The following is a 19627-nucleotide window of genomic DNA, read 5'->3' as shown; positions in this document are numbered from 1 at the left end:
TTCCCGAGTAAGGGAAAATAAGTCCCAATACCTACATTCATCAAGCCAATGAGCAAGTATCAGCGTCTATGGTTGCTTTGCCAGATAGAAACCAACACCCAGAAAAATCCCAGAGTCGCACATGTAAAGCCGAGAAACGCGAAGGCCTGAATACCAAATATATAAGGGCCTCTTTCTATCGTCGTGATAATGGAGGAGCCGATAATCAGCGCGGCGGTTATGATGCCCATGGTTAACCGGCTCATGGCATTATCGTTCTTATTAACGTAATAGTCGAAATGTTTGATGTTGATATCGACCTGGAAAGAGCCTTTGCGCGAAGCATGCAGCAGTTTGCGCATATCTTTTGGCAAATTGGATACCATATCGGCAAAACTGACCAGATTCCGCCAGCCGCGCCTGGTGATGGCTTCCGGCCTGTAGCGGTCCATCATGATTTCCTGAAGGTAGGGCGCCGCGAAAACCAGCGTATTGAACTCAGGATTAAGGTGTCTGCCGAGGCCGTCCAGCGTAATATAAGCCTTGATCAGCAGGGCCAGATCCGCCGGCAGAATCAGGTTATGATCCCTTAGCAACGCCATCAGGTCGGTCATCATATCCGTCAGGCTCAGATCCTTGACCGCAAGCGAACTGTACTGATCGACAAACGCTTCTATCTCCACGGTAAGCGCCTGTTCATCCACCGTCGGATTGTCCGACCAATCTTCAAGAATCTCAACCACCCTGGCAGGCGCATGGTTGACCATACCGTACAATAAACTGACTACCTGCTCCCTGCGCTCTTCGGTTAAACGGCCGATCATGCCGAAATCGATGAAGGCCAGTTTATTGTCGCGTAGGTAAAACACATTGCCCGGATGCGGATCGGCATGAAAAAAGCCGTCTTCCATGATCATTTGCATGACGGCCTTCGCGCCGCGATCAGCCAGCAGTTTTCTGTCAAGTCCGTCTCTCTCCAAGGACTCCAGATCCCTGCCGGGTATGCCTTCAATGTATTCCTGGACATTCAGTCTCTCGCAGGTCCACTGCCAATAAACCTGGGGAATCCTGATATTCGGATCATTGCTTAAATTGAGAGCGACCTGTTCCGAATTTCTGCCCTCGCTGGCAAGATCGAGTTCCCGGCGCAAGGACTGGTTGAACTGACGCAGGATATTTCGCGGATGAAAACGCCGAAGCTCCGGCTCTTCGGACTCGGCAATATCTACAATGCGTTGCAAAAGCCGCAAATCGGCTTCGATGATTTTGCGCAAACCGGGCCGGCGAACCTTTAAAATAACCGGGGTTCCATCCTTGAGAAGGGCTTTATGAACCTGTGCTATGGATGCGGCTGCCAGCGGTTGCCTGTCAACATAGGCAAAAGCCTCGTCAATGCCGCCTCCGATATCTTCTTCAATCTGTGGCAGCAATTCTTCAAATGGGATGGGGGGCGCCTGATCCTGAAGCTTCTCAAACTCTGCGATGTAAGCGGGTGGGAATACGTCGACACGGGTAGCCATAATCTGCCCCAGCTTGATATACGTGGGCCCCAAATCCTCGAGCACGCGTCTGACGCGTTGCGGCGTATCGAGCCTGACATATTCTTCCACATACTGCCAATGCAGCACTCTTCCGGCTTTCTCCAGCGCCTGCCCCATGCCCAGGACGCGCACAAAGCTGCCGAATCCATAACGTATCAGTATGGTTGCTATATCCTGAGCGCGGCCCAGATCCCTGGCAGCGCTTAACATTTGCCATAGCATGTATTACGCCGGCATTTATTTTTTGGCTTGCGATGAACGCAAGCTTTCAGCGATACCTGCCAAAATGCCGCCGCCAATCTCGGCTAATGCGGAAGTTGCCGCCATCGCGCTCGATATAAGCGAGCCTGTGCTGAACTTCGGCAAATCCTTCAGCGCGTCCATGGCGATGGAGGCCTGCTCGCCGACCGCCGTTCCGCTTTGTCGCGCGTGCGTCGTAAAATCATTGACGATGTCGGCAACAATTTGATTACTGTCTTTGGCAATTTTCTTCACCGTATCCAGAAACATCGTTTCCAGTTGCTGTATATCGTCAGCGGCCTTGTTAAAATCATAATGAGAATAGTCGCTAACCTTAGAAGCCGCTTCCTGAATAGCCAGTTTCGAGGCTTCCGCGGCTTTCGCCAAAGCATCATCCAAGGCCGAGACGGCCTGCGTGAAAGCCTCTCTGGAGTGTTCGCCCTGACTTCCTATGGCATCGCCAATACCTTTAGCGACAGCATCAGCCACTTTGGTAATATTATCCATATCCAGTTGCCGTGCCGTCAGCGCTTTCAGGGTAATATCCTTAACCCGCTGGTAAATATCGGAACCCGAATCGACCGCGTCGCGGACTGCCTCTTGTACATCTTCTTGCTGATTGAATTCAGTCATAGCCGTTCTCCAAACGCCTGTAAAATTAAAATACCCTTTTATTTTTTAGAAAGTGAAGACGCGCTAGGGTTCATAGTGATGTAAATACAACTCATGCAGGCTTCTATCCCTGCTCATCGGAAAAAACACCTACTCCAGTTCTATCCCGCCCTTGATATTGTAAGTCAGGTCTATGGCAGGAATATTAAGCGTCATCGAGACATCGAGCGTCTCTGATCCATCCAGTTTTCCGGCTTGAATTGCCTGGGCGACAGCATGCTCAATTTCCCGCTGCGATGACACGCCGACTTTCTTGAGATATTTCCTGATTTCCATATTAAAAGTATCTTCGTTCATTTCGACCTCCGTGGATCAAACTGCGAAATTATATACTTCGTTGACGGATTATTCTGTAAGCCGCGTTTAATCGTATTTGATATATTTGAATCGCGGATCGTCAGGCGTGCCTTGCAAAGCACCGCCTTCCTTGCCCGGCTGCCAGCCTATCACTTCCTCGATCTTTCTGGCCAGTTCAAAATCCTTATTGGTAATACCTTTAGCTTCATGATTCATTAATTTAACGATCACAAAGGCATAGGAAACGCTGAGATCGGGATGATGAAAAGCTGCCTCGGCCAGATGCCCGATAGTATTCACAACCATCAACGTCGCTTTCCAGCCGCTGGTTTTGTATTTGCGGCGAATCCAGCCGTTTTCAAGATACCACTGCGGCAACTCTTCTTTCAGTCGCGCTTCTACTTCGGCATCGGAATAAGTTTCTTCTTGTTTGCGTTCTCTCCAGCCCATGATAGTCTCCTCTCTATTTGATTATTAACTGATGTTACGCAACTGTAGGGTCGAATTCACTTGTGCCCCTTGTGGGTATTCGACCCGAAGCGCTTTCCCGAGATATGTGCATTAATAAAGTGCGAATGAATTCGCATCTACACGGCATACTAAAACAGCACATAGTCGATTCATGCGTAACATCAGTTATCGATTTCAGGTTATAAACCAAAGTTAAAAAACAAACCAGCAATTAAATCCGGAGAACTATCGGGCCAAGCAAACCGCAGAATCATTTGAGTGATTTTTACCTATTTTCGTTGCATTAACAAAAACCTAGGTAATCGGCCCAATTGCACCATTTTGATCTATCAGAAACAATAGCGTCCGTTCAATGTTAACTTTAGCAAAAAACAAGTTAACTTCAGTTTAAGCAATAAAGGACGGCTTTATGTTTAATAATAAACTGATAAATTTTGTCAACTTACTGATCAGCATCAGCACACTGATGCTGCATTTTCTGATCAAAGAACTATCTTCATCTTTAAAACATACCAAGATTCGACCTCTTAACCGCCTGCCCTTGCCCGAGAAGCAGGATGAGGGCGTATAAGAACAGGTCTTTTCCTGAAATAATCAGGCTGCCTGCCTGATATCGAGATTCCGATGAGGCTAAGAAGCAAATCTTAAGCCTCATTGACCTTCCGCCCCTCCCGGACCTTCCGTTTCCGGCTCAAGCTGACTGGCTCCGCAACCTTTCTGATAAAAAATAAGCGACGGCGGGAACGGAACAACATCTATATTTAATGTTGTTTCTTCTTGAAATGCATCGACGGGAGCTGTCACAGCACTCCGGAAATTTTTAGTCAGTTGTGTGGCCAGTTTCCGCTGCGCATCATCCTCTCCCAGGGAAAAAGGATCTTCGGCGAGATTAGTAGCCTGAACAGCTTCATCCAAAGCATTGATTGAGAAGGTCTGTATTTTATTTTCGAAGTCAGCGAAGACTTTCGGACCTTTCTCGTGCTTGATACGTTCTATGTCGTCGGCATCTGCATAGACCAGGAACACGCCTTTAACGCCTTGAAAATCATTTTTGCAGATACCACCGTCCATGATTCTGACCAGTTTCAGGGTTTTATCGTCTTTGACGATGGTAAGCGGCGGATTTTGACCGGACATATCAACTGTGCTTTCAGGCACGGCTGGTGTTTCGGTGGTTGCAGGCGTCTCGCCCTCTTTCTCCTCTTTGACTTCTTTAGTTGCACATGCGGCCAGCATAATAAATAGCATACCTGTCAAAATTTTTACGCTTGCCTTCATTATTTCTCCTTTTGTTATTGTTAGAGGCGACGAGTAATCCGTCATATTATAATATTTAAGGAACATTTAAGATAAAATATAGATGAGCTATTTAATCAAATAGCTTTGATAAATTGCTTGGCTTTTTAGAGCGTTAACCTACCGTCACGATAATCGCGAAAAGCCTGTTCAATTTCTTCATGCGTATTCATGACAAAAGGGCCGGATTGAACAACAGGTTCCCCGATCGGGCTGGCAGCCAATACTAAAAACCGGCAATCGTAACCGCGCGTCTTCAATTCAATATCGGTGCCCGGCGTCAGCAATCCAAGTTGACCTTCTGTCAACGAATTGTCCGAATCGCCGACATTAAGATCACCCTCATAAACATAAATCAAGACAGTCTGCTGTTCATCCACAGGGATATGAATATCTTGACCTTCAGTCAGCAGGACGTCGAAATAAAGCGGACGGGTGGCAACACCTGTTACCGGCCCTGTTACCTTTCCGGAGTCCGATATAAACTCTCCGGCGATCACTTTGACATAGGCGCCATCAGCAAGCGGCACCACCGGAATCATTTCAGCGCCGAATTCCTGGTAGTGCGGCGGTTTCATCTTTTCGCTGGCCGGCAGGTTAATCCATAACTGAAAGCCGTGCAGCCGGCCCTGTTCCTGCTCGGGCATTTCAGAATGGATAACGCCGTGAGCCGCCGTCATCCACTGTACAGAGCCAGGCTTCAAATGGCCTTCATTACCCATGTGATCGCGATGGCGCATCGCGCCTGCCAGCATATACGTGACCGTCTCAAAGCCCCGGTGCGGATGTTCGGGAAAGCCGCCGATATAATCGTCAGGATTATCGGTGCAAAATTCATCCAGCAGGATGAACGGATCGAGCAGATCCTGCCGTCTACGGCTTATGCAGCGCTTGAGCTTGACGCCGCTGCCGTCGGATGTGCCGAATGCGGTAATAATATCTGCAAGTTTTCGCGTCTTTTTTGTCATGACATTGGCCTTTTCAGTCATTACCGGTCTGAGGGCAATTCTTCCAGGGATTGCCGCTGTTTACGCGTAGACTGTGGGCCTCAACTTTTGTTCCGGCAGCCGGCCAACCATGATCAGCTCTGAAATGTCCACAGCAAAGCGCCCCAGAGTATAAAGATCCCCCCACCCGCTTTACAGATGACGGCCGACTCGACGGGCAGCCATTTCTCGGCAATAACCAGCAGGGTAATCAGCGCCATGGCCGGCAGATTCATAACGCCGACGGCGAACATGACCAGCATCTGCGCCCAGCAGCAACCCAGGCAGGTCGCCCCATGCCTGAGCCCCATGATCAGGGCGCCTGAAACGCCTTCGCGCCATTCATTCAACAGAAAGCCCATCGGGGACTTGCAATGCGTCAGGCAGGCGTTTTTTATCGGCAGAAACTGGTAAATGCCGGCCAGGAACAAAACGCCGACCGCCAGTACAGTGCTTTGGTTGTCCATCATCGGCGACAGCCAGGACCAACCATGAAACTGCCATTGCAGCAGTGTCAGGACGCTGCTGAACAGAAACCAGATCATTAAATAAGCCAAAGTAAACAGATAACTGAGCCGATAGTGTTTTATCGTACGCTGCCGGCAAACACGATGAAAAGCCAGGATCATGGGAATGGCGGACGGCAGCATCATGGCCGCCATCATGACCGCCCACATGCTGTAAACCAGCGCAAAGTCCGCAACGCGCCAGGCCGCCGTATTGGAAGGCGGCATCCACATCTGCGACATCGGCAGTGAGACCATCTGCCAGTGCTGATAGAAGAGCCAGCCCCAGGCGACAAGAATCACCGCCAGTAAAGCCGCCAGAATAGGTATTTGGGCTTTAAACAAACTGCTAAGGTGTGTAGGTAAATGCCGAGAAATAACCGTTGCGCTCGGAAAACGTCCAGTCCTTGTCATAATCCTGATAACGATAATGCTTTGACCGGCTGACAATGGACGGATGGCTCGTCACCACGCACAAAGGCGGATTGTTGATCGTTGCCGGGCCGCCGGATATGCCCGCGATGCTTTCAATCTCGGCCTGGGCGATGCCGGGAATGGTCAGCTGCCGGCTGACGCCCTGCCCCTGATAATCGATTTTCACTTTTTTGACGCCCAGCATCTCGCCGACAAAGCTGGTCAGAACAGCCGGATGACCGCCCCTCTGGCCGCTGAAAATCTGCACGATTGCATCGAACTGAATGTCGCTTGCGCGTTCATCGACATACAAAGCCGCCTGCCAGCCGCCGTCTATCATCAGTCCCGGCGCATAGCAGGCCAGCGCGACATTCAGTCCATCCAGCGATTGCTCGTCCAGATGCCCCTGGTCGATATGCCAGGCCACCAGCAGCTTGCAATCGCCCTCGCTGGGCGGTTGCAGCCAGACACAGGGACAGGCCGTTTTACAGTTGCAGGTTTCAAAATAATCGCCTTGCAAGGACCAGTTTTTCGTTTGCGGCATAACACTCTCCTAAAACGGTTCTTTGAACGGGCGCAGATCCAGCTCGTGCGTCCATGCGCTCGGATGCTGCTCATGAACAGCCCAGTAAGTCTGAGCAATCGCTTCCAGCTGCAACAGACCCTCCTTGCCCTTGGCCTTGACGTAATCCGGAAATTGCTGCCGGGCGCGGTCGCCGTCGATGACGCCGTCGATGACGGCATGCACAACATGGATGCCCTGCGGCCCGAATTCCCGTGCCATGCCCTGAGCCAAGGCCCGTACGCCGGCTTTGGCGCAGGCAAAAGCCGTAAACGGCGGCTTGGCCCGCAGTGAAGCCGTCGCGCCGGTAAAGAACAGCGTGCCCTGGTTCCTGTCCTTCATGGCATTCACGGCGGCTTTACCGAACAGGAATGCGCCCAGGCAGTTCTGCTGCCAGAGTCTGGTAAAGGTTTCCTCATCGGTTTCCAGCAAAGGCGCCGGAATATTGCTGTCCACATTATAGGCAGCAATATCGACCTGAAAGCCTTCCCGCTGAACCGTTTCGAATAAATGCCCGACATCGCGTCCGACAGTGGCATCGGCTATCACGCAAGTAACCGAGCCCCCCTTTTGCCGGATCGCGTCGGCGACCTGCCGCAGCTTATCCTCGCTACGGCCGGCGATAAAAACGTGCAAGCCTTTTGTGGCGAAATATCTGGCGAGTGTCGCGCCGAGTCCGCGCTCTGGACCAACACCAATAATAACGGCTGAACATGGCTGCACTATTTTACTCTTCCCGCTTCGGTTGCCTCAGGCACTTCGATTAATTTCCCCGATTTCACGTCATAAATATAGCCGTAAACCGGAATATCGGACGGAACCAAAGGATGCGACTTAATGCGTATGACATCTTCGAGCACGCTTTGTGCCTGGTCTTTAATGGTCAGCCAGTCGATATACTTGCCTTCTGCCGAACCCGGACCTTCGCAGCAGTCATGCCAGCCGTTCGCATCGATGGAGGCGGTTTTCAGGCTGCTGCTCAGCAGATCGCGCATGATCTCGTCGGTAAAGGTCTCCATGCCGCAATCGCTGTGGTGAATGACAAACCATTCGCGCGTGCCGAGCAGTTTGTAGGAAATCACCAGCGAGCGGATCGCATCATCGCTGGCCCTGCCGCCGGCATTGCGGATGACATGCGCATCGCCTTCGGAAAGCCCGGCATATTTGGCCGGGTCCAGGCGCGCATCCATGCAGGTCAGAATCGCAAAATGCCGGCCCGGCGGCATCGGCAGATCGCCTTTATCAAATCCAGCCGCATAGTCGCGGTTGGCCGCCATTACTTCATTGAGTATTTTGCTCATAAAAATACCTCAGTTACTTTCTGCCGAATATCAGCGAGAAATTGTTGGCCGGCATATCGATTTTTTCCTTTAGCTCCAGACCATGCTTTTCGGCCGCCTTTTTCAGGTCAGCGATGTCTTTAAGCCCCCATTCGGAGACGCCGGCGGAACTCAGCGTGTCATGGAACTCTCTGTTGGACTCGGTCGTAAACTCGCCTTCCACCCGGAAAGGTCCGTAGATCAACAGAAAACCGTTGTCATTGAGTAAATGGGAAGCGCATTCCATCATGCCGTCAGCGATAGAAATCGGCGCAACCTGGAAAATATTGATACAGAAAATGGCCGAGAATGACTCTGGCATACCGGGATTAAACCAGGTAGTCGGATCCGTCAAATCCAGATGAACCGGATCGGCAATATTGTCGTTGCTGTGATCAATCGACAATTGTTTGATATTGTCAAAAACGCTTTGGTCCTTGTCGGACGGATGAAAATGCAAATGCTCGAAATGCGGCGCGAAATAATTGATATGCATGCCGCTGCCGCTGGCCATCTCCAGTACGCGGCCCGTATCTTTGGGCAGTTTTTCCTTCAATACGCCCAAAATCGGCTCACGGTTACGGCCGCCGGCCCAGGCGACATATTCACTTAAAGGATGCGGATCTAAAGGTGGTTTTTGCTGATTCATAGTTAAATACTCATTAGTTTTAAGGTGCGATCAATAAACAGCAATCTCCATGCCAGTAAATTTAAGTAATATTTTCTTTTAAATACAATAAGTTAAATTTTTACTTTACCTAATTAGCGAAGCCATGCTTCAATGTGTGAAAATTCATTTCACAGAGCAGTCTCATGAGCAGTAACTCTCTTTCCGACCTAACTCCTGTTTTTTTCCTGCAGACCTTTATCCTGGAATTGATGCATGCCAGCGAGCAACTGGGGCAAAAGCACTGCGAGCAACTGATCGAACACATCGCCCGAACGGCCGGCTGCTTTTTCGAGGAAACCTACCGCAACGATACCGGCAAAAACAGCCTGCTCGACAGGGAAAGCTACATAGAACTGATTCTGGGGCTCAAGAACAATATCGGCGGACGGTTTTCACTGGCTTCGAGCAACCAGGACTGTATTACCGTCACCAATTCCTGCTGTCCTTTCGGCGACCGCGTGACCAATGTTCCGGAATTATGCGGCATGACATCGAGCGTATTCGGCGGCATTGCGGCCAGAAACTTCGGCTACGCCAAAGTCGAGATCAAAAAATGCATCGCCCGCAATCACGGCGGCTGCGAGGTTTGCGTTTATACCAACCGCGATGCCGGCAAGGATCGTCCCGGCATTGAATACACCGATACGACGCCCATCAGGGAAAAGCGGGATATCGATGACCTGCAGGAGCGTATCGAAGAAAGCATGCTGCAAATCTGGCGCAAGCAGGCCAAGCCGACCGCCAAAAAGCATCAGCCGCCGGCCATCGTCGCCAAATCGCCGGCCATGCAGAAAGTCCTGCAATCCATTGAAGTGATTGCGCCGACGCTGGCCACGGTACTGATCGAAGGCCAGACCGGCGTCGGCAAGGAACTGATCGCGCGCGCCATCCATGCCATGAGCGATCGCAGCCAGAAACCGTTCATTCCGATCAATTGCGGCGCCATCCCCGAAAGCCTGATCGAAAGCGCATTGTTCGGGCACGAGAAAGGCGCTTTTACCGGCGCCGTGGAAATTCATCAGGGCTATTTCGAACGCGCCGAGGGCGGCACGCTGTTTCTCGATGAAGTCGATTCCCTGTCGCCGGCCGCGCAAACCCGTCTGTTGCGCGTGCTTCAGGAAGGCGAGCTGGAACGGGTCGGCGGCAAGCAAACCCTGGCAGTCGACCTGCGCATCATTTCGGCAACCAACCAGGATCTGGAAGAGCTGGTCAGGCAGGGCCAGTTCCGTCATGACCTGTACTTCCGCATCAACGTGGTCCGTCTCGGCATTCCGCCTCTGGCCGAGCGCCCAGAGGACCTGCCCTACCTGGTGCAATTGATCATTCAGCGTCTGAACAAAAAATACAATAGGCAAGTTGAATCGGTCAGCCGCGAAGTCATGCAGAAAATCCGCACCTACCCCTGGCCGGGCAATGTCCGCGAACTGGAAAACATTCTCGAACGCAGCCTGTTGTTTACCAAAGGCAAAGAAATCACCACACTGGATCTGGCGGTTCCGGCCACGGCCAACTCCGCCGAGGACTGGAAAAATCTCAAAGAAAGCGCCCTGTCCCGGGTCGAGCAAGCCTATCTGGAAACAGCGCTAAAAACCCATCAGGGCGATGTCAACAAAATCGCCGAGAGCATGGGCATCACTTCGCGCGCCGTCTACGGCAAGCTGAAAAAATACGAGATTAATCTGGCTGAGTTCCGGAATCTGAAAACTTGATTGCTGTTTTGCATATCGGATTTTCACCGCAAAGAAACGCTGTAAGCTGATAAACCCAGCATTTCGGCCGCTCATGCCGGGTTTCTGCAAAGCTCCAACCCAGCCTACACTTAATTCATGCAACTCGCCTTTCCTGATACTGCAACACCAGACTGTACAGCACCGGAAACACCAGCAGGCTCAGCATCAGCACGCTCAGCATACCGCCCAGCACCGGCGCGGCGATGCGCTGCGTGACATCGGCGCCGCTGCCCGTCGCCCACATGATCGGGATCAGGCCGACAATATTGCAGATCGCGGTAATGGACACAGGACGCACACGCAGAGCCGTCGCGGTTTCGGCGGCATTCCTGATTTCGGCGGCCGTCAGCGGCGCTTGTTTCAGCGCGCGCAGGCGCTCTATCTCCATATCGATGAAACTCAGCACCATGATGCCGGTTTCGGCGGCCGTGCCGGCCAGCGCGATAAAGCCGACATAAACCGCAACCGATAGATTGTATCCCTGGATAAAAATCAGCCAGATGCCGCCGATCAGGCCGAACGGGATCGTCAGCATAACCAGCAGAGGCTCGACGAAATTGCGGAAGGTGAAATACAGCAACAGAAAAATCAGCAACAGCGTGACCGGCACGACAACCTGCAGACGCTCCGCAGCGCGCTCCATATACTCGAACTGACCGGACCAGCTCACGGTATAGCCGGCCGGAATCTGCAGATTGTCTGCCAGCGTCTGTTTGGCACGGTTCACAAAGCCGCCGATATCGGATGTCGTAATATCGACATAGACCCAGGCATTGGGCCGCGCGCCCTCGCTTTTAATGACGTCGGTGCCGCGCCTGAGCGTCAAGTCGGCCACCAGCGCCAGCGGTATCTGGGCGCCTGCCGGCGTCGGCACCAGCACGCGCCGCAAAGCACCGATATTGTCGCGTAGATCGCGCGGATAGCGCACGTTGACCGGATAACGCTCCAGTCCCTCCACGGTTTCGGTGATATTCATGCCGCCGATCGCGCTCTGGATCACATCCTGCACATCGCCGACAGTCAGGCCGTAACGGGCTGCCGCCTCGCGGTTGATGTCGAAATCCAGAAAATAGCCGCCGACCACGCGGTCGCCGTAAGCCGACAGTGTTTCGGGCAGCGTCTTCATGAGCTGCTCGATCTGCTGGGATAACGATTGCAGAACGTTCAGATCAGGTCCCGACACTTTGATGCCGACCGGCGTTTTGATGCCGGTCGACAGCATGTCGATGCGGTTCTTAATCGGCATGGTCCAGGCATTGGCCATGCCCGGGAAATTGATAGCCTTGTTCATCTCGTCCATCAACTGCCGGGTCGTTTTGCCAGCATCGGGCCACTGGTCTTTGGGCTTCAGCTGGATCGTCGTCTCGATCATCATCAGCGGCGCCGAATCGGTGGCCGTCTCGGCGCGCCCTACTTTGCCGAACACGCGCTCGACTTCGGGAAAAGTCTTCAGGATCTTGTCGGTTTGTTGCAGCAGCTCGCGCGCCTTGGTGATTGAAATGCCCGGAAACGTGGTCGGCATATACAGGATGTCGCCTTCATCGAGCGGCGGCATGAATTCGCTGCCGATCCGCGACAACGGATACAGCGTCGTCACCATCAACAGCACAACCAGCAGGATCGTCAGGCCGCGCCAGCGCATCGCCAGCCTCAGGACCGGCGCGTGCAGAAAATGCAGAAAACGGTTGGCCGGATTTTTATGCTCGGGAATGATCCGGCCGCGGATGAAATAGCCCATCAGCACCGGCACGAGCGTAACGGTCAGTATCGCCGCGGCCGCCATCGCATAGGATTTGGTAAACGCCAGCGGGCTGAACAGCCGCCCTTCCTGGGCTTCCATCGCGAAAATCGGGATGAATGAGACGGTAATGATCAGCAGCGAGAAGAACAGCGCCGGGCCGACCTCGAGCGCGGCGTTGCCGATGGCCTGCCAGCGTTCGCGCGCAGTCAGTTCGCCCTGCTTTCTGTGAGCCGCATCGGCCAGATGCTTGTGCGCATTCTCGACCATGACGATGGCGCCGTCAACCATATCGCCTATCGCGATCGCGATGCCGCCCAGCGACATGATATTGGCGTTCAGGCCCTGCCAGCGCATGATGATGAACGCGGCCAGAATCCCGAGCGGCAGGCTGACGATGATGACCAGCGACGAGCGCAAGTGCAACAGGAACAGCGCGATCACGAGACAGACGATGATCAACTCCTGGCCCAGGGCTTCATTGAGCGTATCGACGGCGCGTTCTATCAGGCTGCCGCGGTCATAAACACTGACAATCTCGACGCCTTCGGGCAGCCCTTTCTTGAGTTCCTCGAGTTTGGCGCGCACGCCTTCAATGGTCGCCAGCGCATTCTCGCCGAAACGCATGATGACGACGCCGGCCGCGACTTCGCCCTCGCCGTTCAACTCCACGAGGCCGCGCCGCAATTCCGGGCCGATCTGGATGCGCGCGACATCCTGCAGGCGCACGGGCGTGCCGTTGGCGTCGACGCCGACCGGGATGGTTTTCAGGTCGGCGATCGACTTGATATAGCCCAGCCCCCTGACCATATACTCGGTCTCGCCCATTTCCAGCAAGCGGCCGCCGACGTCGTTGTTGGAGCGCTTGATGGCCGTGACGACGGTCGACAGCGGAATCTGGTAAGCCTGCAGTGCGTTGGGGTCGACTTCGACCTGATACTGCTTGACGAAACCGCCCACCGACGCGACCTCGGCAACGCCGGGCACGGTCTGCAGCGGATAGCGCAGATACCAGTCCTGAATCGAGCGAAGCTGCGCCAGGTCATGGCGGCCGCTCCTGTCGACCAGCGCGTATTCGTAAATCCAGCCAACGCCGGTGGCATCGGGCCCCAGCGTCGGCGTCACGCCCTGCGGCAATCGTTCCCGTACATAATTCAGGTATTCCAGCACCCGCGACCGGGCCCAATAAATATCCGTGCCGTCTTCGAAAATAATATAGACGAACGACAGGCCGAAGAAGGAATAGCCGCGCACGACCTTGGCATGCGGCACGGCCAGCATGGCCGTCGTCAGCGGGTACGTGACCTGATCCTCGACGACCTGCGGCGCCTGGTCGGCATAATCCGTGAACACGATCACCTGCACGTCGGACAGGTCCGGGATCGCATCGAGCGGCATGTGCCGGTACGACCAGATCCCTGCCGTCGCCAGGATCACGGCCGCGATCAGCACCATGAGGCGGTTGCACAGCGACAGGCTGATGACGCGGCTAATCATGCTGATGCGGTGTCTGTTGTGATGGCTCGGGCACCATCATCTTGCCCGTCGCTTCGCGCAGATTGGACTCGGAATCGATCAGGAACTGCGCCGATGTCACGACGGCTTCGCCCTCGGCCAGGCCCTCGCGTATTTCGACGAGGCCGTTGGAGGCCAGCCCCAGCCTGACTGTGCGCGGCTCAAACCGGCCAGCACCTTTCACGACGAAAACCCGGTCGCCGGCGCTGGAACGAACCACGGCCTCGGCCGGAATGACCAAGGCCTCCTGCCGCCTGCCGGCCTGAATCGTGACTTCGGCGAACATATCCGGCTTCAGCAGCAGCTCGGCATTGTCAAAAACCAGCCGCACTTTGATCGTGCGCGTTTTGGCCTCGGCATACGGATAGATGAACGCCAGATGACCCTTGAAAACCTTGCCGGGTATGCCGGCCAGCCGCATTTCGACCGGATCGCCCACTTTGACCCAGGGCAGTTCGTATTCGTAAATATCGGCATACACCCAGACTTTGCTGAGGTCGGCGATCATATACAGTTGCGTGGCCGGCGTAACGTACTGGCCTTCACGCGCGCCGATCTCGATCACGATGCCGGCCGCCGGCGTGTGGATGTGCAGGCTCTTTTTGATTTCATGCGTATGCGTCAGATCGTGCAGCTGATGCTCCGGCACATCCAGCAGTTTCAGGCGTTCGCGCGAACTGTTGACCAGTTCCTCGGCGCCGCGCCGGATCTCTGCTATCGGGCTTTGCTTCAGGACTTCGAGATTCTTCAAGGCCAGCACGTATTCCTGCTGGCTGGCCACCAGCTGCGGCGAATAAATGCTCAGCAGATCGGTATTTTTCTTGACCCACTGGCCGGTCTTATCGACCGACATCTTCTCGATCCAGCCTTCCGTTTTCGGGTGCAGGCGTACAATGCGCTCTTCATCATAAGCCACACGCCCTACCGCACGGATTCCCTGCGACAGCGTTTGCCGGCTTGCTTTGGCGGTGCGTACGCCGATGTCCTGCGTCGTCGCAGGGTCGATTTTGACGGTACCCGGTTTTTCGGCAGCTTCCTCGTCCTCGGCATAGACCGGAACATAATCCATGCCCATGCTGTCCTTGGCCGGCACTGGCGAGGTCACATCCGGATTCATCGGGTTGCGGTAAAACAGCGGCTTTTTAGGCGCTGCCGGCGCGACAGCCGGCTGTTCGTGAACCATTTGCCGGCTCGCCAGCCAATAGCCGCTGCCGGCGCCCAGCACCAGCATTAAAATAGCGATTATGACTGTCTGTTTATTCATAAATCTCATCACTGCCGACGGCGGCGCTTAATTGGGCCAATGACTGATTGGCCTCGGTAAAAGCCTTCCAGTATTGGGTTTGGTAATCGAACAGCGTGATCTGGCTGCGCACCAGGTTAAGAAAATCCACTTTGTTAACCTGGTAACCGCTCAGCATGGAAGCGACGGTCTGCTGCGCCTGCGGCACAATGCCGGTTTCAAACAGCACGAACTGCTCCCTGGCGCGCCGATAATCGCTGTAGCTTTGCGAGATCTGCGAACGGACATTGTTCCATTGATCCTGCAGCGCATATTTCTGCTGCATCAGTTCGCTGGTACGCTGATCGACAGCCTTGGCTTGTTTCTGAGCCGCGAAGATCGGCACATTGACACGCACGCCCAGGCTCAATAAATCCGAGCGCCGGTCGCCGGCCAGGGTGTCATCGCGCGCACCATAGGACGCATCGACCATGAAATCGGGCAGATAATCCTTTTTTGCCAGCTCCAGCCGCGACTGCGCGGCATTGATATCCTGGCGTCCGCCTTCCAGCATGGCTCTCGACGCTTCGGCCTGCGCATAAAGCTTATCTTCCGGCAACACGGTCGGCAGCTGCATCGCAACATCAGCCGGCAGTTTAAGATCGCCGTTGGCCGGTCTGTCCAGCAGCGCATTCAGCTTGGCCACCGCATTGCGCCGCAATGCGGCCAGGTTTATTTTCTGGTCGAGCAGCTTGGACAATTCCAGCTGGGCCAGCAGAACATCCTGCTGCAAGCCTTCGCCGACTTCGTATTTGGTCCGGGCGATATCGACGAACTGATGCAGCAGGGACTGGTTGTTATCGACGATGCCGAGTGCTCGGTCCAGATAGAAGATCAGCCACCAGGTGATCTTGACGTCGCTGAGCAGGCGCCGGCGCACTTCCGCCGCGTTATGCGCTGCCGCGGCCGCTTCGTAGGCGGCCGCCTGTTCGCGCAGGGCCAGTTTGCCCGGGAATGGAATCGCCTGCGTAATGCCGACCAGAAGCTGGGTCATGTCCTCCTGCCGGGTATCGAAGTTGTCTACGGGCAGACTCATGGCGCTGAAGCTGAGCTCGGGGTCCGGCAAGGTGCCGGCCTGCGAGGGAATGTCCGCCATCGCCCTGGCGCGGGCCAGCATCTGCGCCAGATCGGGATTATCCCGGACGGCCAGTTCGGCCGCAGCTTCCAGCGTCAGAACGGCCGGCTCCTGGGCACCGGCCATTCCGCCGATCAACAAGAGCGCGACTAAGGCGATAGGCTTGAATAGGGTGGACGGCATAATATCCTCGCAATAAATCCGTTAGGGCAATGTACTGATTTAACTGAAGTGACGCAAGCCCTCGTAGGCTGGTTTAAAGCTTTAGCAGAAACCCGGCATAAGTGACTTGGAAATGCTGGGTTTCACAGCTCAGCCTACAATGCTGAAATGGCGCAAGCCCGCCCGGCATCAGCGGCTTCGAAATAAGGAGTTGCCCAATCAGCCTGCCGTTGTCTGGTTCGGCTTCCTGCGCTATTCCGGAACGTTTCCCCGACTCCTGTCATCCAATCTTTGTTGTAAATCACCTTCATCAAAAAGAATAACAAGGATCCGAATGATTTCGTTCGATAAAGTCATGTTCTTGCTCAGCGATGTGCTGAGCCAGCCGACGCCGGTCTGGGCCATTGTGGCCGCCCTTTTTATCTTGATTGCCGGAATCCTGTTCATCTACAGCCGGCGGCGTTACCGGAGCGTAGCCAAAGCGCCTGCGCCAAGCGGCGAGGCGCCTGCCTGGCACGGCATGAGCGCTGAGCAGGCGCTGCAGGAGCTGGCCTCGGTTCAGACCGAAGGACTCAGCCAGACCGAGGCGGCAGAGCGGCTGAAGCGTTACGATCCCAACAAGCTTGCTGAAAAACCGCCCAAACCTGCCTGGTTGCTGCTTTTGTCGCAGTTCAAGAGCTTTCTGATCGTGGTACTGATCGCCGCCGCCCTGCTGGCCGCGGCCGTCGGCGATATCACGGACGGCGCAGTGATTCTGGTGGTGGTCATCATCAATGCCTTCCTGGGCTTCTATCAGGAATTTCAGGCCGAACAATCACTGGCGGCACTGAAAAAAATGCTGGCACTGCATGCCGAAGTCCGCCGCGACGGCCGTAACCGGGATCTGCCGGTGGAGCAGCTCGTACCGGGCGATATCGTGATTCTCGACGCCGGCGATAAAATCCCGGCCGATGGCCGCATCATCTCAGCCCACACGCTGGAGATTGATGAATCTTCGCTGACCGGCGAATCGATACCGGTTGCCAAGCAGACCCAGCCGCTGCCCGAGCATTTACCGCTGGCTGAACGCAACAACATGGTCTACATGAACAATGCCGTCACGCGCGGCCGCGCCGAAATGGTCGTGACCGCGACCGGCATGGACACCGAAATCGGCCGGCTGGCGGGATTGCTCGCACAGGCCGAAGACGGCGAAACGCCGCTGCAAATACAACTGGACGGCCTGGGCAAACGGCTGGCGCTGATAGCGTTGCTCGTGATTATCGGCCTGTTCGTGAGCGCATTGTGGCGCGGCGAGCCGCTGATAGAAACCGCATTTACGGCCATTGCGCTGGCCGTGGCCGCCATACCGGAAGGGCTGCCGGCCGTTGTCACCGTCACGCTGGCGCTGGGCATGCATCGTCTGGCCCGGCAGCGCGCGATCATCAAGCGCCTTGCGGCCGTCGAAACGCTGGGCTGCACAACCGTGATCTGCACCGACAAAACCGGCACGCTGACCGTCAACCAGATGACGGCGCGGTCGGTCTTTTATCAGGGCCGGAATTACTCTATAAGCGGCGAAGGCTATGATCTTGACGGCACGATTTCGGCCGAAGCCGGCCATAACGGGAATCTGTCGAACCTGCTGCTGCCGCTGGCGCTGTGCAATAACAGTCATCTGCACGACGGTCAGGTCGTCGGCGATCCGATGGAAGGCGCCCTACTGGCATTGGCTGCCAAGGGCGGCATCGGCCAAAAAGAGGCGCTCGCCCAACTGCCGCGTCTGGTCGAACTGCCTTTCGATGCCGAGCATAGATTCATGGCGACCTTTCATCGCGATGGCGACCACGTCAAGGTGTTTGTTAAAGGCGCTCCTGAAGTCATTCTGAACCGCTGCACTGCGGTACTCGATACCGAAGGCAAACCCGCCCCGCTCCGTAAAGACGAGCTGCTGGCCGTCAACAAGACCATGGCAGCTACAGGCCTGCGCGTATTGGCCGTAGCCGAAAGAACGCTGCCGACCGACCGGTTTGCTGGGGATCACGACCTGTTCCATTACATGACGGAGCTGACCTTTATCGCACTGATCGGCCTGATGGACCCGCCCAGACCCGAAGCCCGCGATGCGATCGCCCTGTGCCGGCAGGCCGGCATCGAAGTCAAGATGATCACGGGCGACCAAAGAGTGACGGCCAAGGCCATCGCTCAGGAGCTGGGCCTGACAGGCGATGTGGTCGAGGGCTTGGAACTGGCTGACCTGGACGATGAAGCATTGGCCAGACACATTGATAAGATCGGCGTTTTCGCGCGCACGGCGCCGGAGCAGAAAGTCCGCATCGTCAAAGCCCTGAAGGCCGACGGCCATGTCGTCGCCATGACCGGCGACGGCGTCAACGATACGCCGGCCCTGAAAAGCGCCGACATCGGCATCGCCATGGGCGTCACCGGCACCGACGTCGCCAAGGAAGCGGCCACGATGGTGCTGACCGATGACAATTTCGCCACGATCGTCAAAGCGGTCAAGGAAGGGCGCGGCATTTACGACAACATGATCAAATTCGTCCGCTTCCAGCTTTCGACCAATATCGGCGCCATCCTGACCGTAGCCAGCGCCCCGCTGCTGAATCTGCCGTCTCCGTTTACGGCCGTGCAATTGCTGTGGATCAATATCATCATGGACGGGCCGCCGGCCATGGCTCTCGGCATCGATCCCGCTCGGCCGGGCAGCATGACTGAGGCGCCGCGCGATCCAAACGCGCCCATCCTGTCCTGGCGGCGTCTGGGCAATCTGTTCACTTACGGTCTGACCATGGCGGTCGGCACATTGACCATTCTTTATTACGGCCTGCAAAGCAACCCGGCCGGCTATGCCGCGACACTGGCTTTCACGACGTTTGTGCTGTTTCAGGTGTTCAACGTGTTCAACGCGCGCGCCGAAAGGACCACGACGTTCAACCGGCATTTCTTTACTAACCGCATGCTCTGGCTTGCCCTTTTCGGCGTTGTGCTGCTGCAGGTACTGGCCGTGCATTGGTCCCCGGCTCAGGCTGTTTTCCATACCACGGCGTTGAAACCGGCAGACTGGCTCCTTGCCTTTGCCATTGCTTCGTCCGTTTTGGTATTTGAGGAATTGCGCAAATTCTTGCAGTTCATAGTCAAATGGCTTAAGACAGAAAAGTAGCCCTTGATTCTG

17 protein-coding genes are annotated in these 19627 nt (G+C 55.0%); 3 read left to right on the top strand and 14 right to left on the bottom strand.

Going from position 1 to position 19627, the window contains the following annotated elements; all coding sequences use genetic code 11:
* Positions 1–59: 59 nt before the first annotated feature.
* The 4 genes from ACTNE6_RS06870 to ACTNE6_RS06855 all read right to left on the bottom strand — a co-directional run bounded on the left by ACTNE6_RS06870 (position 60) and on the right by ACTNE6_RS06855 (position 3179).
* On the bottom strand, positions 60–1742 hold the full coding sequence (locus tag ACTNE6_RS06870) for an ABC1 kinase family protein (RefSeq protein WP_194968906.1): 1683 nt from the start codon (positions 1740–1742) through the stop codon (positions 60–62).
* Between the two features lie 15 nt (positions 1743–1757).
* Entirely contained in the window at positions 1758–2393 is a 636-nt protein-coding gene (locus tag ACTNE6_RS06865) for a DUF6781 family protein (protein WP_194968907.1), read from the bottom strand.
* Between the two features lie 129 nt (positions 2394–2522).
* Positions 2523–2729: a DUF6494 family protein gene (locus ACTNE6_RS06860; protein WP_194968908.1), complete on the bottom strand. Its 207-nt coding sequence runs from the start codon at positions 2727–2729 to the stop codon at positions 2523–2525.
* Positions 2730–2795: 66 nt separating this feature from the next.
* Positions 2796–3179, bottom strand: a complete 384-nt coding sequence (locus ACTNE6_RS06855; protein ID WP_442499102.1) for a 4a-hydroxytetrahydrobiopterin dehydratase — start codon at positions 3177–3179, stop codon at positions 2796–2798.
* A 430-nt stretch (positions 3180–3609) separates the two neighbouring features.
* Between ACTNE6_RS06855 and ACTNE6_RS06850 the strand changes: the two genes are divergently transcribed.
* On the top strand, positions 3610–3771 hold the full coding sequence (locus ACTNE6_RS06850; protein ID WP_442499101.1) for a hypothetical protein: 162 nt from the start codon (positions 3610–3612) through the stop codon (positions 3769–3771).
* 80 nt (positions 3772–3851) lie between these two features.
* Here the strand turns inward: ACTNE6_RS06850 and ACTNE6_RS06845 are convergent, their stop codons facing one another.
* From ACTNE6_RS06845 to ACTNE6_RS06815, 7 genes are all read right to left on the bottom strand, one after another.
* On the bottom strand, positions 3852–4478 hold the full coding sequence (locus tag ACTNE6_RS06845) for a hypothetical protein (protein ID WP_442499100.1): 627 nt from the start codon (positions 4476–4478) through the stop codon (positions 3852–3854).
* A 125-nt stretch (positions 4479–4603) separates the two neighbouring features.
* Positions 4604–5464 carry a pirin family protein gene (locus tag ACTNE6_RS06840; protein ID WP_442499099.1) on the bottom strand — a complete coding sequence of 287 codons (861 nt, stop codon included), beginning with the start codon at positions 5462–5464 and terminating at the stop codon, positions 4604–4606.
* 113 nt (positions 5465–5577) lie between these two features.
* Positions 5578–6333 carry a DUF2182 domain-containing protein gene (locus ACTNE6_RS06835; protein ID WP_442499098.1) on the bottom strand — a complete coding sequence of 252 codons (756 nt, stop codon included), beginning with the start codon at positions 6331–6333 and terminating at the stop codon, positions 5578–5580.
* Between the two features lie 4 nt (positions 6334–6337).
* Positions 6338–6946, bottom strand: a complete 609-nt coding sequence (locus ACTNE6_RS06830; RefSeq protein WP_442499097.1) for a DUF1326 domain-containing protein — start codon at positions 6944–6946, stop codon at positions 6338–6340.
* A gap of 9 nt (positions 6947–6955) precedes the next feature.
* Positions 6956–7690, bottom strand: coding sequence for an SDR family NAD(P)-dependent oxidoreductase (locus tag ACTNE6_RS06825; RefSeq protein ID WP_442499680.1), 735 nt, complete (start codon positions 7688–7690; stop codon positions 6956–6958).
* Complete coding sequence (locus ACTNE6_RS06820) at positions 7687–8265, bottom strand: beta-class carbonic anhydrase (protein WP_442499096.1); 579 nt, start codon at positions 8263–8265, stop codon at positions 7687–7689. Before ACTNE6_RS06820 ends, ACTNE6_RS06825 begins: the two co-directional genes overlap by 4 nt.
* Before the next feature lie 13 nt (positions 8266–8278).
* Positions 8279–8932, bottom strand: coding sequence for a DUF938 domain-containing protein (locus tag ACTNE6_RS06815; protein WP_194972222.1), 654 nt, complete (start codon positions 8930–8932; stop codon positions 8279–8281).
* Positions 8933–9096: 164 nt separating this feature from the next.
* On the opposite strand from ACTNE6_RS06815, the gene ACTNE6_RS06810 reads away from it, so the two are divergent.
* The gene (locus tag ACTNE6_RS06810) at positions 9097–10662 is read left to right on the top strand and encodes a sigma 54-interacting transcriptional regulator (protein WP_442499095.1); all 1566 of its coding nucleotides are present in this window, start codon (positions 9097–9099) and stop codon (positions 10660–10662) included.
* Positions 10663–10777: 115 nt separating this feature from the next.
* On the opposite strand, the gene ACTNE6_RS06805 is transcribed toward ACTNE6_RS06810, so the two are convergent.
* The 3 genes from ACTNE6_RS06805 to ACTNE6_RS06795 are packed head-to-tail and all read right to left on the bottom strand — an operon-like array spanning position 10778 to position 16476.
* Positions 10778–13918 (bottom strand): efflux RND transporter permease subunit, encoded by a 3141-nt coding sequence (locus tag ACTNE6_RS06805; RefSeq protein ID WP_442499094.1) that lies wholly within the window; start codon positions 13916–13918, stop codon positions 10778–10780.
* Positions 13911–15200, bottom strand: coding sequence for an efflux RND transporter periplasmic adaptor subunit (locus ACTNE6_RS06800; protein ID WP_442499093.1), 1290 nt, complete (start codon positions 15198–15200; stop codon positions 13911–13913). The genes ACTNE6_RS06805 and ACTNE6_RS06800 overlap by 8 nt, the downstream gene beginning before the upstream one ends.
* Complete coding sequence (locus ACTNE6_RS06795; protein ID WP_442499092.1) at positions 15193–16476, bottom strand: TolC family protein; 1284 nt, start codon at positions 16474–16476, stop codon at positions 15193–15195. The genes ACTNE6_RS06800 and ACTNE6_RS06795 overlap by 8 nt, the downstream gene beginning before the upstream one ends.
* 313 nt (positions 16477–16789) lie before the next feature.
* Between ACTNE6_RS06795 and ACTNE6_RS06790 the strand changes: the two genes are divergently transcribed.
* Entirely contained in the window at positions 16790–19615 is a 2826-nt protein-coding gene (locus ACTNE6_RS06790) for a calcium-translocating P-type ATPase, PMCA-type (protein WP_442499091.1), read from the top strand.
* Positions 19616–19627: the final 12 nt, after the last annotated feature.

It is taken from the genome of Methylobacter sp. sgz302048, from assembly GCF_052162025.1.
Classification (GTDB): domain Bacteria; phylum Pseudomonadota; class Gammaproteobacteria; order Methylococcales; family Methylomonadaceae; genus Methylobacter.
The sequence above is the reverse complement of the archived record's forward strand: the minus strand, read 5'-3'. Positions and strand labels throughout refer to the sequence as shown.